At 60.4% G+C, this 14,331-nt stretch carries 14 protein-coding genes and 2 pseudogenes; 9 read left to right on the forward strand and 7 right to left on the reverse strand.

The window, feature by feature from the left end; all coding sequences use genetic code 11:
* Nucleotides 1-58: 58 nt before the first annotated feature.
* From HB376_RS40860 to HB376_RS08180, 4 genes and pseudogenes are all read right to left on the reverse strand, one after another.
* Nucleotides 59-562, reverse strand: a pseudogene (locus tag HB376_RS40860) (HPP family protein).
* Between the two features lie 65 nt (nucleotides 563-627).
* Nucleotides 628-1,830 carry an NAD-dependent formate dehydrogenase gene (locus HB376_RS08170; RefSeq protein ID WP_213762908.1) on the reverse strand — a complete coding sequence of 401 codons (1,203 nt, stop codon included), beginning with the start codon at nucleotides 1,828-1,830 and terminating at the stop codon, nucleotides 628-630.
* Nucleotides 1,831-2,031: 201 nt separating this feature from the next.
* The gene (locus HB376_RS08175; RefSeq protein ID WP_213762909.1) at nucleotides 2,032-2,979 is read right to left on the reverse strand and encodes a LysR family transcriptional regulator; all 948 of its coding nucleotides are present in this window, start codon (nucleotides 2,977-2,979) and stop codon (nucleotides 2,032-2,034) included.
* Nucleotides 2,980-3,014: 35 nt separating this feature from the next.
* Nucleotides 3,015-3,674 carry a M24 family metallopeptidase gene (locus HB376_RS08180; protein ID WP_213762910.1) on the reverse strand — a complete coding sequence of 220 codons (660 nt, stop codon included), beginning with the start codon at nucleotides 3,672-3,674 and terminating at the stop codon, nucleotides 3,015-3,017.
* A 164-nt stretch (nucleotides 3,675-3,838) separates the two neighbouring features.
* On the opposite strand from HB376_RS08180, the pseudogene HB376_RS08185 reads away from it, so the two are divergent.
* A pseudogene (locus HB376_RS08185) lies at nucleotides 3,839-3,916 on the forward strand (aldehyde dehydrogenase family protein); the annotation flags it as partial.
* 37 nt (nucleotides 3,917-3,953) lie between these two features.
* Here HB376_RS08185 and HB376_RS40865 read toward each other — a convergent pair.
* Complete coding sequence (locus HB376_RS40865) at nucleotides 3,954-4,082, reverse strand: hypothetical protein (protein WP_255631225.1); 129 nt, start codon at nucleotides 4,080-4,082, stop codon at nucleotides 3,954-3,956.
* Between the two features lie 129 nt (nucleotides 4,083-4,211).
* On the opposite strand from HB376_RS40865, the gene HB376_RS08190 reads away from it, so the two are divergent.
* The 8 genes from HB376_RS08190 to HB376_RS08225 all read left to right on the forward strand — a co-directional run bounded on the left by HB376_RS08190 (nucleotide 4,212) and on the right by HB376_RS08225 (nucleotide 12,367).
* Complete coding sequence (locus HB376_RS08190; RefSeq protein WP_213762911.1) at nucleotides 4,212-5,306, forward strand: extracellular solute-binding protein; 1,095 nt, start codon at nucleotides 4,212-4,214, stop codon at nucleotides 5,304-5,306.
* Nucleotides 5,307-5,308: 2 nt separating this feature from the next.
* Complete coding sequence (locus tag HB376_RS08195; RefSeq protein WP_213762912.1) at nucleotides 5,309-6,235, forward strand: ABC transporter permease; 927 nt, start codon at nucleotides 5,309-5,311, stop codon at nucleotides 6,233-6,235.
* Complete coding sequence (locus HB376_RS08200; RefSeq protein ID WP_213762913.1) at nucleotides 6,232-7,101, forward strand: ABC transporter permease; 870 nt, start codon at nucleotides 6,232-6,234, stop codon at nucleotides 7,099-7,101. The genes HB376_RS08195 and HB376_RS08200 overlap by 4 nt, the downstream gene beginning before the upstream one ends.
* Nucleotides 7,102-7,126: 25 nt before the next feature.
* Entirely contained in the window at nucleotides 7,127-8,200 is a 1,074-nt protein-coding gene (locus HB376_RS08205) for an ABC transporter ATP-binding protein (RefSeq protein ID WP_213762914.1), read from the forward strand.
* A 543-nt stretch (nucleotides 8,201-8,743) separates the two neighbouring features.
* A complete protein-coding gene (locus tag HB376_RS08210; RefSeq protein ID WP_213762915.1) occupies nucleotides 8,744-9,823 on the forward strand; it encodes a sugar ABC transporter substrate-binding protein in 1,080 nt (359 codons plus the stop codon).
* A gap of 8 nt (nucleotides 9,824-9,831) precedes the next feature.
* Nucleotides 9,832-10,821 carry an ABC transporter permease gene (locus tag HB376_RS08215; RefSeq protein WP_346730458.1) on the forward strand — a complete coding sequence of 330 codons (990 nt, stop codon included), beginning with the start codon at nucleotides 9,832-9,834 and terminating at the stop codon, nucleotides 10,819-10,821.
* Complete coding sequence (locus HB376_RS08220; RefSeq protein ID WP_213762917.1) at nucleotides 10,821-11,621, forward strand: ATP-binding cassette domain-containing protein; 801 nt, start codon at nucleotides 10,821-10,823, stop codon at nucleotides 11,619-11,621. The genes HB376_RS08215 and HB376_RS08220 overlap by 1 nt, the downstream gene beginning before the upstream one ends.
* Nucleotides 11,622-11,983: 362 nt before the next feature.
* Nucleotides 11,984-12,367, forward strand: coding sequence for a hypothetical protein (locus HB376_RS08225; protein ID WP_213762918.1), 384 nt, complete (start codon nucleotides 11,984-11,986; stop codon nucleotides 12,365-12,367).
* A gap of 149 nt (nucleotides 12,368-12,516) precedes the next feature.
* Here the strand turns inward: HB376_RS08225 and HB376_RS08230 are convergent, their stop codons facing one another.
* Entirely contained in the window at nucleotides 12,517-13,287 is a 771-nt protein-coding gene (locus HB376_RS08230; RefSeq protein WP_213762919.1) for an SDR family oxidoreductase, read from the reverse strand.
* 88 nt (nucleotides 13,288-13,375) lie between these two features.
* Nucleotides 13,376-14,230 carry an alpha/beta hydrolase gene (locus HB376_RS08235; protein WP_213762920.1) on the reverse strand — a complete coding sequence of 285 codons (855 nt, stop codon included), beginning with the start codon at nucleotides 14,228-14,230 and terminating at the stop codon, nucleotides 13,376-13,378.
* Nucleotides 14,231-14,331 lie beyond the last annotated feature (101 nt).

Consider the following 14,331-nt stretch of genomic DNA (forward strand, 5'->3'; position numbering starts at 1 on the left):
TGAATATGCACGCGCTTATCCGGTAGCGACAACGCGTTGCCGCTACCGGGCCGCCCTGTCATGACCATCGCTCAGGCCATCGCCGGCCGCGCACGACGTTATTGAACAGCAACGCAATAACCAGCAGCAGACAAACGCCGCTAAGGACAGGAACAAAAAAGAATCCTGTCGAAGCGTTACCGCTAAGCATGATCACCAGCGGATCAGCACCCGCCGGAGGATGCACGCAACGGGCGAGTTGCATCAAACCAATAGCGAGCCCTACCGACAGTCCCATTTACCATACCCCTGGACCGGCGAACCAATACACCGCCAATCCAACTGCAGTGGAAAGCAGATGTCCGAATACAAGGTTGCGGGGCTGCGCGAACGCACTATCGGGTGCGCCAAATAGCAGGACGCTGGACGCACCGAATGGCGCGATCACCAACGGACTGCTCGTCAGATGCCCGAGCAGGGAGATCACGCCAATTGCCAGAAAACCACCTAAAAAACCGAATGCCGCTTGTTTAAACCGCGCTAAAGGAACTGCGGGCGCCGCGCGAGCGATCTGTTCATTCATTGCGTTTAAAGCCTATGGAAATGCGCACGCCGCCCCTCAACAGCCGGACCAGCGTGCCCACGGCGTCAAGCCTTCTTGAAGCGGGCTGCCTCTTCCGAGCCCGAGGTCGCATTGCCTGCGCTGTATGAATGCGCGCCCACGCCGGCGAGACGTCCGCCGTCGACGATCAGATACTCTTCGCGAATGGGTTCCTTGGCGAACCAGCACTCGAGAATCTCGCGCGTACCTGCAGCGTAACGAGCCTGAGCAGAAAGCGTCGTCCCCGACGTATGCGGCGTCATGCCCTGATGCGGCATGGTCCGCCACGGATGATCGCTCGGAGCCGGCTGCGGGAACCAGACATCGCCCGCATAGCCCGCGAGTTGACCGGATTCCAGCGCACGCACAATGGCGTCGCGATCCACAATTTTCCCGCGTGCCGTGTTGATGATGTACGCACCACGCTTCATCTTGCTGATCATCTTCTCGTCGAAAAGATGCTCGGTTTCCGGGTGCAACGGACAATTGATGGTGACGATATCGCAGACACGCGCCATCGATTCAGCCGTGGGGTGCCAGGTGGCGCCAAGCTCGCGCTCGACCGCTTCCGGCAGACGATGCCGATCCGTGTAGTGCAGCTTGACGTCGAACGGTTTGAGCCGGCGCAAGACCGCCGCGCCAATCCGCCCGGCCGCCACGGTCCCAACGTTCATCCCTTCAAGATCGTACGCACGCGAGACGCAATCCGCGATATTCCAGCCGCCCTTCTTGACCCATTCATGTGACGGCAGATAATTCCGGACCTGCGACAGGATCATCATGACAACGTGCTCAGCCACGCTGATGCTGTTGCAAAACGTCACTTCGGCCACCGTGATACCGCGATCGATCGCTGCCTGCAAATCGACGTGGTCCGAGCCAATACCTGCTGTCAGCGCGAGCTTGAGCTTCGGCGCGCGGGCGATCCTCTCGGCCGTCAGATATGCCGGCCAGAACGGCTGCGAAATGACGATCTCCGCATCTTCCAGTTCACGCTCGAACGTCGAATTGGGGCCATCCTTGTCGGACGTAACAACCAGGGTATGTCCCTGCGATTCGAGGAACTTGCGCAAGCCCAGCTCGCCGGACACGCTGCCCAGCAATTCGCCCGGCTTGAAGTCGATTGCCTTCGGTGTCGGCGCGCTTTGTCCGTCGTGATACTTCGTGATGGCGGGAATGTCGTCCCGGGCGTACTTCTTCGGCATACCGTCGACGGGGTCATCATATAAAACGCATAGAACCTTGGCCATGACTGTCTCACTCCACTCTGATTTGGATAACACCGGCGCCGATGTCCCGGCGCCGCCTTGGTCGTTACGTGGGGCTGGCACGTCGACACAGCACAGTGTCTCCAAGTACTCGCGGAGGGTCCAATCGTTTGGATGAATCAGGTGATAAGCGCTTCTTATGAAGGCGCGCAAGCATGCGCAGACAGCGGCGCATGTCGCGCCTTAAACGGTCACCGGGCCTTGCGATGCGCGCGCAGCGTCGGGCAGCAATGCGTCGAACTCCCGTTGCAGATCAAGCTGCTCTGCCGCTCTCCAGATGGCGGCAACAAGGGGCGGAGGCGGATTCCGATTGCGCGCGATAAGACCAATACCGCGCGTCAACTCCGGCAATAAAAGCGACGCACGCACACGACTGCCCGCGGGCAGGACGCTTAGAAGGCTATGCGGAAACACGCTGAACAAGCCTGCATGTTGAACGTGCGCGTAGAGAGACAAAAGAGAGTCGGTTTCGAGAACCACGGTGGGCAGCACGTTCTCGCGTCGGAACGCGGCATTGATCACTTGCCGGTTCTGCATGGTGGCGGTCAACAGACCAAGCGGCAATCCACCCACGCTGCTCCATTGCACCGTGCCCGCGTCAAACACATCGCCTGCGCTGGAGGGCGACAGAAGCAGGTAACGTTCGAAATAGAGAGGCAACACGCTGAACCCTGCCTGCACCTGGCCGTCGAGATAGGTCAGGCCGACATCGAGTTCATGCTCGTCCAGTTGACGCAGGATCGCGTCGGAGCTGAGCGAGCGAACCTCATAGTGCATATGCGGATGCTCACGCATGCACGGTGCGAGCATGCTGGCGGTCACCGGCATGACTGTCGGAATCGCGCCTATGCGAAGCGTCCCGATCAGCCTGACCTGCGCAGCGGACGCATCCTGCCGCATGTTCTGCAGCGACGCGAGCGTTTGCCTCGCCCAGCCAAGCACACGCTCACCGTCTTCCGTAAAGCCTACGAAGCGCCGCGTCCGCTCGACAATGACCAGCCCCAGTTCGGCCTCAAGCGTACGGATGGCCGACGACAGCGCAGGTTGGGAAACGTGACAGGCTTCTGCTGCTCGCGCGAAATGTTTTTCGCGCGCCAGCGTGACGAGATACTCGAGTTGCCGAATGAACATTGCGTCCTTTGTTAGCGTTTCTTCGCCGACACGACTCAGGCAAGCAGGTCCTCGTAGAACGAGCCGAACGGCCTTGCAGGATGCGCGAGCTGAATCTCCAGTATCCAGAGCCCGGCCTCCGGATGCGGCTCGAAATTCCCGAGATTGCCCGCCTTGAAGATCGCGTGCGGGAAATCGCTCACGCGATGCCCCTTGATGTCGAGGTTCAGTTTCCACCCAAGCGCCGACGCACGCTCCGCCGCGTAGTCATACAACGCCGTGCCGCCGGCGCCCGTCGTTCGCCAATGGTGCTCGACCTCATCGAACACGGTCTTTGCCGCATCCGCGCACGCTTTCATCTCCGCGTCTGCGCCGACCACGAAGGTCGCGCCCGCATCGCCTTCATGTCCTTTCCAGACCACACCGAGATCGACAAAAAAAATGTCGTCGTCTTTCAGACGCAGGTCTTCCTCGGAACGTTGCTTGAACGTCCGCAAGGTGTTTTCTCCAAACCGGATCAGGATGGGATGCCAGATTCGCTCCATCCCGAGCTCCTGCAGAACCCGCTTGCACTCGCTCACCGCTTCCGACTCGAGCATTCCGGGTTGAATCCGGGCCGCCACCTGTTCGACGACTTCCCACGTTTTGTCGCGCGCGTAATGCATCGACTCGAGAACGAATTTCTCTCCGACCGCTTGTTGCGTGGTGTTGCTCACTCAATCTCTCCGGCTTCGTTATATTCGGATAAATATATCGATGACCACTGGGAAAGTCCATTTCCGCACCTTGCGGGAGACGGGAACGGCGTATTTCCTCTCGGCATCATGGTCATATTCTACGCAGGGTCCGCTCGCGTGCGGATTGACCGATCCCCTCCCGCATGGCCACGCTAATCGTGTCGTGGAATTTCCCGATGGTAACCGCCGCGTGGAAACTCGCCCCGGCGCTAGCGGCCGGTTGATTATTGGCCGGTAGCGCATGCTCCGCATCCGGGATTACGCTTCGCCTGACCAGGCAGCACCACCGTTACCTGTAAGCGGCCGGCCATGCACGACCGGCATGCCAAGACCGGTAAAAACCAGAGATAGAGGAACGTAGCCATGCGCTTTCGTCATGGTAGACATGACGATATATCGATTGTGATGGCTATTTTGCGACCCTACATTTTTCATGCACGGACAAATGCTGGCGGGCGCGACCGCTCACCCGGCGCATAGGTCAGACATCTCACTTAACCACCCACGGAGTCGGCGATGAAAAAATTCAGCACGGGACGGCGGCAAGCCTTCAAGACGATCGGCGCAGCGCTCGCAGCGTCCACGCTGCCGGCGCCGTTTCTCAATCTCAGAGCCCAGGAACACAATTTTTCGGGCAAGACGCTACGTCTGCTGACCTGGTCAGACGATACGGGAACTGCCGCGTTGCACAATATAGCGGCTACGTTCACGGCGAAAACCGGCGCGAAGGTGATCGCGGACCGCGCGGACGGCACCTCCGGCATGGTCGCCAAGGTGAAGGCCGCGGGCGACCGCCCCACCTATGACGTGATCACGCTCGCGGGCGTAGGCGCCTCGGGTCTCGGCGATGCGGGCCTGCTAGTCAAGCCCGACCTCGACAAGCTGCCGAATCTCAAGGAGGTGGCGGCGCGGTATCGAACCGGTGCAGATGGGTTTGGTGTCGGCTACCTGCTGTGGTCCGACGGGCTGATCTACAACACGTCGACGGTCAAGACACCGCCGGCGTCCTATGAAGCGCTGTGGGATCCCAAATACTCAGGCCGCATTTTCTTGCCGCCGCCCGAGTTTGCCGAGGCGGTCGATCTGGCGATCATCGCTGCAAAAATGTCGGGCGGTTCGCAGCAGAACATTGATCCGGGTTTCAAAAAGCTTGCAGAACTGAAGGACCGCGTGATGACGCTCGGCGAGAATCCGAATCAGGTCGCCGACCTGTTTCGCACGGGCTCGCTCGATATCGGCGGCATCTATTCGCCCGCGTTCTTTCCCGACCAGATCAGGAAACCCGAATACAAGATGGGCGTGACGTACGGTATGAAGGAAGGCTTTGCCACGCAGTTGATGTTCACGGTGATTCCGAAATCGCACCCTGGCGACCTCGATCTGATTCACGCGTTCATCAACCATTCTCTCGATGCAGGCGTGCAAGGCCGGATGGCCGCTGACGTGCTGAACGGCCCGGTGAATTCGAAGGCGATCATTCCTGCCGAGAGCCTCAGGTACGTGCCGAGCCCGCAGCAGATCGCTGAGAAGTCCGTACTGCACGACGACAAGTCGCTTGCCGTGGTACAGGCCGCGTGGATCAAGCGCTATACCGAGATCTTCTCGGCGTGACGATGGCGGAACTCTCTTCGCAGCGTGCCGGACCGGGGGCGCCGGACCAGCCGGTTGCCCCTGCATCGGGAGCCGCACTACCCCGTGCGCGGCCGTGGCTGCTGCTCGCCCCGATCCTCGCGTTTCTCGCCGTGCTCGCGGCGGCGGCCCTCGTGGTCCTGCGCATGAGCTTCGGCGCGCAGGGCGACGAGTGGCACGGGTTCACGTTGCAGAACTATGCGAACCTGGCCGATTCGTATTTCCTGAAGGCGCTGTGGCTCACGCTGCGGCTCGCGTTCCAGAGCATGGTGTGTGCGGTGCTGCTGGCGATTCCGGTCGCGCTTGCGATGGCACGCACCGAGTCGCGGCTGGCGCGGCGCCTGCTTCTGGCGGGCGTGCTTTTGCCGCTGCTCGTCAATCTGTTGCTGCAAGGCTATGGCTGGCTCGTGATCCTCGGCCCGGCCGGTTTGCTCAATCACGCGTTGCTAGCAAGCGGTGTGATCCAGCGTCCGATGCAATGGCTTTATCGTGAGCATGGTGTGCTGCTTGGCCTGATCCAGACCGCGTTTCCGCTTGCCGTGCTGCCGTTGTCGAGCGCCATGCGCGCAGTGTCGATCTCGTACGAGGAAGCCGCTGCAACGCTCGGCGCAACGCGCTGGCAGACGCTGCGTCACATCATGTTGCCCCTCGCGATGCCCGGGCTTGTATCGGGCGCACTGCTCGTGTTCGCCTACAACGCAAGCGCGTTCGCGGTGCCGCTGCTGCTCGGCGGCCGGCGCGTGCCAATGCTTGCCCTGCTGGTGCATGACGAAGTCTCGCCGCTGCTGAACTGGCCGGCGGCCTCCGCCTCCGGCGTGGTGCTGATGGTCGCCACACTCACCGTCATGGCGATCTCGCAAAGCCTCGTGCGCCGCACCCAAGGTCTCAAGGTCAAGGAACCGTCCGCATGAGCACCCCATACAATCGACTTCCTTCGCGCGCGCGGCTCCTGCCCGCGACCATGCCGGGCCGGCTCAGCAGGTCCGCGGCACTGCTCGCGGCCATTGTCCTGTTCCTTGCCGCGCTGCCAATCCTGACGATGATCCTGATGTCGTTCAGCGCGTCGGACACGCTGGAATTTCCGCCACCCGGTTACAGCCTGCAATGGTATCGCGCGGCATGGCACAGCTTTGTCTCGCCCGATGCAAGCGATGTGCTTTCCATGGGTACCGCACTGACGACGAGCCTGATCGTCGCGGTGTCGACGATGATCATCGCGACGCTGGTCTCGGTGCCCGCCGCGTATGCGTTGAGCCGCTGCCGCTTTCGAGGCAAGTCGGCCGTCGAACAGCTCGTTGCGTTGCCGCTCGTCTATCCACTGGTGATGCTCGGGCTGTCGCTGCTGCTGGTCTTTAACGTGCTGCCCGTGGAGCTCGGCGTGTTCCGGCTCATCATTGCACACGTGATTCTCGCGCTGCCATTCACGGTGAAGAACTGCGCGGCGTCGGCGGCGTCGATTGGCCCGGAATTCGAGGAAGCCGCCTGCGTGATGGGTGCGAGCCCGCGCCGCGCCATGTTCGACGTGGTGTTGCCGCTGATGCGTCCCGGCATCCTGGCCGGCATGCTGTTCGCGTTCATCATCTCGTTCAACGAATTCACGGTGACGTTCTTCCTGTACGGCATCAACACGATGACGCTGCCGGTGTGGCTCTACAGCCGCACGGTGTCGTCGCTCGACCCGACCGTGTTTTCGTTCGCGGTCTTTATTGTTGCCATCGACTTCGCGCTGATCTGGCTGCTTGAAAAGCTGATTGGCGACAAGGGCGTCGCGCTCTGAGCACGCAAGAATCCAAGGAATCCTCATGACCCATTTGACACTTCAGGCCGTGACCAAGCGCTTCAACACGGCATACGCCGTCGACCACGTCGATCTGAGCGTCCCGGATGGCAAGCTGGTCTGCTTTCTCGGCCCGTCCGGCTGCGGCAAGACGACCTTGCTGCGCATGATCGCGGGACTTGAGACGCCGAGCTCCGGCAGCGTGACTTTTGCGGGCCGCGACATCACCCACCTGCCGGCGAACCAGCGCGATTTCGGCATGGTGTTCCAGTCGCTGGCGTTGTTTCCGCACATGAGCGTCGCCGAAAATATCGCGTACCCGCTGCGGCTTCGCAAAATGGGCAAGACCGCACAAGGGCGCCGCGTGGCCGAACTGCTCGAACTGATCCAGTTGCCGCACATGGCGAACCGGCCGGTCACGCAGCTCTCCGGCGGACAGCGTCAACGCGTGGCGATCGCGCGAGCGATCGCATCGTCGCCGAAACTGTTGCTGCTCGACGAACCACTCTCCGCACTGGACGCCAAGCTGCGCGAATCGATGCAGGTCGAAATCCGCCTGCTGCAGCAACGCCTTGGCATCACGACGATCATGGTCACGCACGACCAGCGCGAAGCGATGACGATGGCCGACGAGATCGTCGTGATGGAAAAGGGCCGCATTGCGCAGGTCGGCAAGCCGCTCGACATCTACCGGAATCCGGTCAGCGAGTTCGTCGCCGACTTCATCGGGCTCGGCAACATCCTTGCGGTCACGCATGACGGACGCGGCGGCGTGAAGCTGCCGGGCGGCCAGCAGATTGTCGTGGCTAATCCCGCCCGGATGCCCGAATCCATGGTGGACATCCGCCTGCTGATCCGTCCCGAAGATGTCTGCGTGAAGCACGTCTCGACCACCAGTGGTCCTAACTGTCTCGCTGGTACGGTCACGTTTATCCGCGATGTCGGCGCCACGCTGGAAGCGACGATCGACTGCGCCGGCTTCACGCTGACAGCCGCCACCACGCAGCGAGAAACGCCCGGCCTCAGCCTTGGCATGCAGGTGCTGGCCGAATTGCCCGCGCACGCGTGCAAGCTGATTGCGGCGCGCCCGCTTCATTGAATCCGCTTCAATTAATTTACCCTGAACCGCGTCGGGCTGAGCGCGCTGGCCTGGCGGTTCGACTTGCCCTTGCAAGCCGCAACTGATTACGCCAACAACGTTCGATCCATATACGTAGTACTACGTATATCGAAAGTCAGGCAAGCATCTCGAATGACGCAACCTCGCCTGGAACTTGCAGCCATTCCGAAAGCGCCATCGTCAGGTGGATAAACCAAAGACAACCTGAGCACGAAGCGCGACGTTCCCAAATATTGGACTCTCCAGCACACCTCTCATTTCTTGAGCAGCCTCCAGTCGCCGCAGAACGCCCTCCGCCCTTTGACCCGCTAATCAAAATAGTCGGACTAGTTAAGGGTATACATTGATTAATTGGCCCAGTGCCTGTTCTAGCATGTCGATACGTCGTCATTCGGCCGTGCGTGCGCTTGAGCATGCGAGTTTCACGGAGCGTAGCGACGCCCGGCACCGGCGCTTTCCCGGCCCGCGCCGTCATGTGAAATGAAATGAGTTGTTCAAAAACACCGACACGGGAGAAAGGACATGGCGCAAGATCGGGAAGACCTGGGTGATGCACAAAGCGTGCGTCGCGGCTTGCTTCAAGGTGCTGGCCTGACTGCGGCGCTGGCACTGCTAGGCGGCGCGATCACACCGGCGCAAGCCGCGGAAGCCGGCCCGTTTCCGGCACACAAGCGCTGGAAGATCGTATTCGTCAATCACGTCACGACCAACCCTTTCTTCGTTCCCACGCAATACGGCATTCAGGATGCGTCCGCCTTGCTAGGTTTCGATTACCAATGGACCGGCTCGGCCAACGCCGACGTCGGCGAGATGGTCAATGCAGTCAACGCGGCCATTGCCGCGAAAGCCGATGCAATCGCGGTTCCCATAGTGGACCCCAAGGCATTCAATACGCCGATCCAGAAAGCGCTCGACGCAGGCATCCCGGTATTTGCATACAACGCCGATGCCCCAAGCGGCAGCGCTAATCCGCGTCTCGCGTATATCGGCCAGGATCTGTATCTGTCGGGCTACCAGATGGGCGAGCGGATCGTCAGCCTGGTGGATAGCGGCCTCGTCGCACTTTTTATCGCGACACCCGGACAGCTCAACATCCAGCCGCGCCTTGACGGTGCAATCGATGCGATCAAGAAATCAGGCAAGAAAATCGATGCGCAAACCATTGCGACAGGAGCGACGGTCAACGAAGAACTCTCGAAGATCAAGTCGTTCTTCCTGGGGCACCAGGATTTGAAAGGCATGTTCGCCGTCGATGCAGGCAGCACCCAAGGTGTCGCCCAGGTCATGAAGGATTCCAACCTGCCGTCCAAGGGCGTGCACGGCGGCGGCTTCGACTTGTTGCCGCGCACGGTCGAGCTGATCCACGACGGTTTCCTCGACTTCACGATCGATCAGCAACCTTACGTGCAGGGTTTTTATACCGTGCTTGAAGCATTCATTTTCCTCTCCTCGGGCGGACTCGTCGGGCCGGCCAACATCAACACTGGCCTGAAGTTCGTTACCAAAGGCACGGTCGACCCGTACCTGACCACCGAAACGCGGTATGAAGGCAAGAGTACGAAACCTCAGATCGTGCCGCGCACGGGTGCGATCAAGGGGTGACCACTCCCGTGACGGATGCCAGTCGGCCGAGCCGGCGCCCAAGGTTATGGCCGGGCGCGCTGAAGCGATCCAGCGAGATCCGCATCCTTGCGGTCGCGCTGATCCTCAGCGCCTACTTCGAGACGGCCAACCACGACTTCCTGCTGACTAGCGCGAGTCTGGAAAACCTCTCGCAGTTCATTGCCCCGGTCGCGATCATTGCCTGCGGCGAAATCATGCTGATGATCGGCGGAGAGATCGATTTGTCCGCAGGCATGGTCTTCGCGTTCGCGCCTTTCATCATGCACTTTGCCAACGAAGCAGGCGCCCCCGCATGGCTCGCGTTGCTGGCCGGCGTGCTGGCGGCAGGTGTAGTCGGCGTGATCAACGGCGCGGTGACGGTGTACCTGCGCATCCCCTCCTTCGTCACCACGCTCGGCACGCTGTTCTTCGTAAATGGCTTAACGCTGACCCTCTCGCGAGGAACGCCGGTGTCACCGCCAGAGGGCACGCATTTTTCGGCGTTCATGGGCGAGTGGGGATACAGCGAAATCATCTGGACCATCGCAATTGCCGCGGTCATGCATGTGTTGCTTCGGCATACGCGATGGGGCTTGCATACCATCGCGGCGGGCGCGAATCAGTTAGGCGCGAGCGAAGCGGGCATTCAGGTCAGGCGGCTGAAACTCGGCAACTTTGTGATTGCTGCGCTGCTTGCCGGTTTCACCGGCATCCTGGAAGGCTTCCGGATAACGTCCATCGATCCTCAGGCAGGCGGCAACCAGATCATGTTCCTCGCCGTCGCTGCTGCCGTGATCGGCGGCACGCCGCTCGCCGGCGGCTCGGGCACGATCATCGGCGGGCTGATTGGCGCGGCAGTCCTCGGGATACTCAACGACGGGTTTACGCTCATCGGCATCAACGCGTTCACCTTCAACATGATTCTCGGCGCGGCGATCCTGGCGGCCATGATCTTCAACATCCACGTCGTCCGTCTTGCTCGCAAGGGAGACCTCTAATGGCCGACGCATCAACGACTGCGCCGGCAGGAACAACAGGCACGGCCGCGTTGCAGGGCGAAGATATCGTCAAACGTTTTGGCGCGGTGACCGCACTCGACGGTGTGTCGTTGACGCTCAGACAAGGCGAGATACTTGGGGTGCTCGGCGACAATGGCGCGGGCAAATCGACGCTGATCAAGATCCTTACCGGGTTTCATCAGCAGACGAGCGGCAAGCTATTTATAGGCGGCGAAGAAACGCTGCTTCGCTCCGTCGATCATGCGCGGTCGCTTGGCATTGAATGCGTCTATCAGGACCTGGCGCTGGCGAATTCGCTCAGCATTTATCACAACATGTTCCTGAATCGGGAGATCGTCCGGCGCGGCCCGTTTCGCCTGTTGAATAACCGCGCCATGCGTACCCGTGCGGAGGAATGCCTGGAAGAGATCGGCGTGCATGTGCCATCGGTCGATCTGCCGGTCGAGCAACTGTCGGGCGGGCAGCGGCAAGCGATTGCCGTCGCACGCGCCGTCAATTCGAATGCGAAGATCCTGCTGCTCGACGAACCGCTCGCGGCAATGGGCGCGCGTGAGGCGGGATTGATCATCGACCTGGTCTTGCGGCTGAAGGAAAAGCAGGGACTGTCCATTGTCATGATCATGCATAACTACGCGCAGACACTCGATATTGCGGATCGCGTCATGCTCATGCAGCGTGGTCGCGTGACTTACGAGCGGGAAGCCGCCAGCACATCGGTTGCAGAGTTGATGGATATTGTGCGGAGTGAATACCGGTCCATGCGGACGGCTGCAAGTTAGCGCGTACGGCACCGGTCATCCCTCAATTATCTCCGTAATTACCCAATATCCGCCGCCGCTCCCTGCTCGACCAATAGCACGATAATGAGGTCGGATGCTGACCTCTTACCTTCGATGCGACTAGCAAACCACCATTGGTACGGAGTTCTACACCGAAGCCCGGCTTTGGCGTTGCACGGATGTCGGCACGCGTACTGTCGTCGCGTGAAAATAAAAGACGGTTATCGTCACCCAAGCATCAGCCACCATTTTCCGACGCTGACGAGGTAGTGTTTGACGAGCACGATTTCGACGGCTCTTGTATCGCCGCCCGGTAGAGGATTGAATCCACAACCACTTCTGTCGCCAAGGACTTCACGCCAATGCCCTCTTCATTCCGCAACTCGCTCATCTGGATCTTCGAAGCATTCGAGTGCGATTCAACCTACATCGCCAAGCGGATGTTCGGCAGCGACGCCGCCTATATCGACGGCCTGTTGTGTCTGGTTGCCGCCGATCGCGACCCGCCGTGGAGCGGCTTGCTCGTGTGCACATCGCAAGAGCGTCACGCCGCTCTCATTCGTGAAATGCCCGCACTGCAGCCGCATCCAGTGCTCGGTAAATGGCTTTACATACCGCAAGACGACCCCGCGTTTGAAAGCATAGCGAAAAGGATGACGGCACTCGTGCTCGCACGCGATCCGCGCGTGGGTGTCGAGCCTAAGCCCCGCCGGCGCGGCGGCAAATCCGCGCCACCAAAGAGATAGGGCAATCAATGAGCGATTCAAGCACGTGTGTTCCACCACGTAGGAAGTGCCCTTCAAGATTCCCGTTGAATTCCCGTTGATTTTCGGTTGCCTATAAGCCGGCCAATCAGTCCACGATCGCTTGAGCGAATGCTGATTCACTCGCCTGTTCAAATGGACTTAACCTCGCCCCCGTCCATTCGAATGGCGGAGCCAGTCATCCACCGAGCCCCTGGTGAAACCAGGAATGCCATCAGCTCCGCAATATCTTCAGGCTCGCCGTAACGTGTAATCCCCACTTCAACGGGGAATCGGGCGGTTGCTTCCTCGACCGTCATGTTGTGCAACGGCGCCCAGTGCTCGAGGTAGGAGCGCCTACGCCCTGTCATCACGGGCCCAGGCAGTACGCTGTTCACCTGGACGCCGTCAGTGATCCCCCGGTCGGAAAACGCCTTCGCGAGCGCAATGATCGCCGCGTTGATCGTCCCGACCGCCGCGTACGGTGCCTTCGGAAAAAGGGCGGAATTCCCGGAGATCAAGACGACAGAGCCTTTGGACGCCTTCAAAGCAGGCCAAGCTTCAATGGTCAGGCGGCGGGCGCCGTGCAACTTCAGCGCCATTCCGGCGTCCCACTGCTCGTCCGTCATGTCGAACAGATCGATTTGAGGAACAGCGCCCGCGATATTGAGCAACGCGTCAATACGCCCGAACCCGGCGAGCGTTTGTTCTACTACCTTCTTAGCCGACGACCGGTCGGACAAGTCAAGGTCAATGATGAGGGGTTCAGCACCCGCCTCCTTGACGGCCGCAGCCGTCTCCTCGAGCTTGGCGCGATTGCGGGCAACCAGTACGATCGAACCAAAATCCCGCGCGAGACGTACTGCCGTGGAAAAGCCAATGCCCTGGCTGGCTCCGGTAACAACAGCGACTGCGTTTGACATGTCAATTCTCCTAAGTTTATGAACGCGCCAGCGTTCAGTCGTGAACGACCCATAGCAGGCAAAACCCAACCTGCTGCAGGAGTTCGGTTCATCGAGAGAGGAATTCGCCGATCGCCGCAGCGATCTCCCTGGCATGCGTTTCCAGGGCAAAGTGGCCGGTATCGTAGAAGCGGATATCGGCGTCGGGGATATCCCGCTTGAACGCCTCTGCGCCCGGCGGAAGGAAGAACGGGTCGTGCTTCCCCCATACCGCAAGAAACCGTGGCTGGTGCTTGCGAAAGTACGCCTGGAACGTTGGATAGAGCGCAACGTTGCTCTTGTAATCACCGAACAGATCCAGTTGAACCTCATCGGCTCCAGGGCGCGTCAAGTAGAAGTTGTCCAGCGCGATACCGTCCGGCGAGACCGCAGCCTCGTCGGCCACGCCATGGGTGTACTGCCAGCGTGTCGTCTCCGGCGCCAGGAAGCCGCGAAGCGCCTGGCGGTTCTCCTCCGACGCTTCCTCCCAATACGCACGGATAGGGTTCCATCCGTCGCTCAGGCCTTCCTCGTAGGCGTTGCCGTTCTGGGAAATGATCGCCGTGATGCGCTCGGGATGCCTGACTGCAATCCGCAAGCCGGTCGGGGCCCCGTAGTCGAACACATAGACTGCAAAACGGTCGAACCCGACCACTTCGGTAAAGCGATCGATGACCCCGGCGATGCTGTCGAAGTTGTACTTGAACTGCTCGCGTGGCGGCATATCCGACCGGCCGAATCCGGGTAGATCCGGCGCGATGATGTGGAAGCGATCGGCCAGCAGCGGGATCAGGTCCCGGAACATGTGGCTGGAACTGGGGAAGCCGTGGAGCAACAACAGCTTGGGCGCTCCCACGGTCCCTGCTTCACGATAGAAGATATTGAAGCCGTCGACATCCGCGGTACGGTACGTGATACCAGTCATGGTGATTCTCCTCGTTGATACCTACAGTTACGCCAGATGCCCTTGGCGATAAAGCGACTGCCTAAGGACACGAGCGCTCAGCCCGTCGGGCTGAATTCATG

Origin of the sequence: Caballeronia sp. dw_19 (genome assembly GCF_018449515.1) — a bacterium.
Taxonomy (GTDB): Bacteria; Pseudomonadota; Gammaproteobacteria; order Burkholderiales; family Burkholderiaceae; genus Caballeronia.

Coding starts and splice junctions, on each gene's coding strand:
- HB376_RS08205 (WP_213762914.1), top strand. CDS start 7,127: ATGACCCATTTGACACTTCAGGCCGTGACCAAGCGCTTCAACACGGCA.
- HB376_RS08175 (WP_213762909.1), bottom strand. CDS start 2,979: ATGTTCATTCGGCAACTCGAGTATCTCGTCACGCTGGCGCGCGAAAAA.
- HB376_RS08235 (WP_213762920.1), bottom strand. CDS start 14,230: ATGACTGGTATCACGTACCGTACCGCGGATGTCGACGGCTTCAATATC.
- HB376_RS08200 (WP_213762913.1), top strand. CDS start 6,232: ATGAGCACCCCATACAATCGACTTCCTTCGCGCGCGCGGCTCCTGCCC.
- HB376_RS08195 (WP_213762912.1), top strand. CDS start 5,309: ATGGCGGAACTCTCTTCGCAGCGTGCCGGACCGGGGGCGCCGGACCAG.
- HB376_RS08225 (WP_213762918.1), top strand. CDS start 11,984: ATGCCCTCTTCATTCCGCAACTCGCTCATCTGGATCTTCGAAGCATTC.
- HB376_RS08220 (WP_213762917.1), top strand. CDS start 10,821: ATGGCCGACGCATCAACGACTGCGCCGGCAGGAACAACAGGCACGGCC.
- HB376_RS40865 (WP_255631225.1), bottom strand. CDS start 4,082: ATGTCTACCATGACGAAAGCGCATGGCTACGTTCCTCTATCTCTGGTT.
- HB376_RS08170 (WP_213762908.1), bottom strand. CDS start 1,830: ATGGCCAAGGTTCTATGCGTTTTATATGATGACCCCGTCGACGGTATG.
- HB376_RS08190 (WP_213762911.1), top strand. CDS start 4,212: ATGAAAAAATTCAGCACGGGACGGCGGCAAGCCTTCAAGACGATCGGC.
- HB376_RS08230 (WP_213762919.1), bottom strand. CDS start 13,287: ATGTCAAACGCAGTCGCTGTTGTTACCGGAGCCAGCCAGGGCATTGGC.
- HB376_RS08210 (WP_213762915.1), top strand. CDS start 8,744: ATGGCGCAAGATCGGGAAGACCTGGGTGATGCACAAAGCGTGCGTCGC.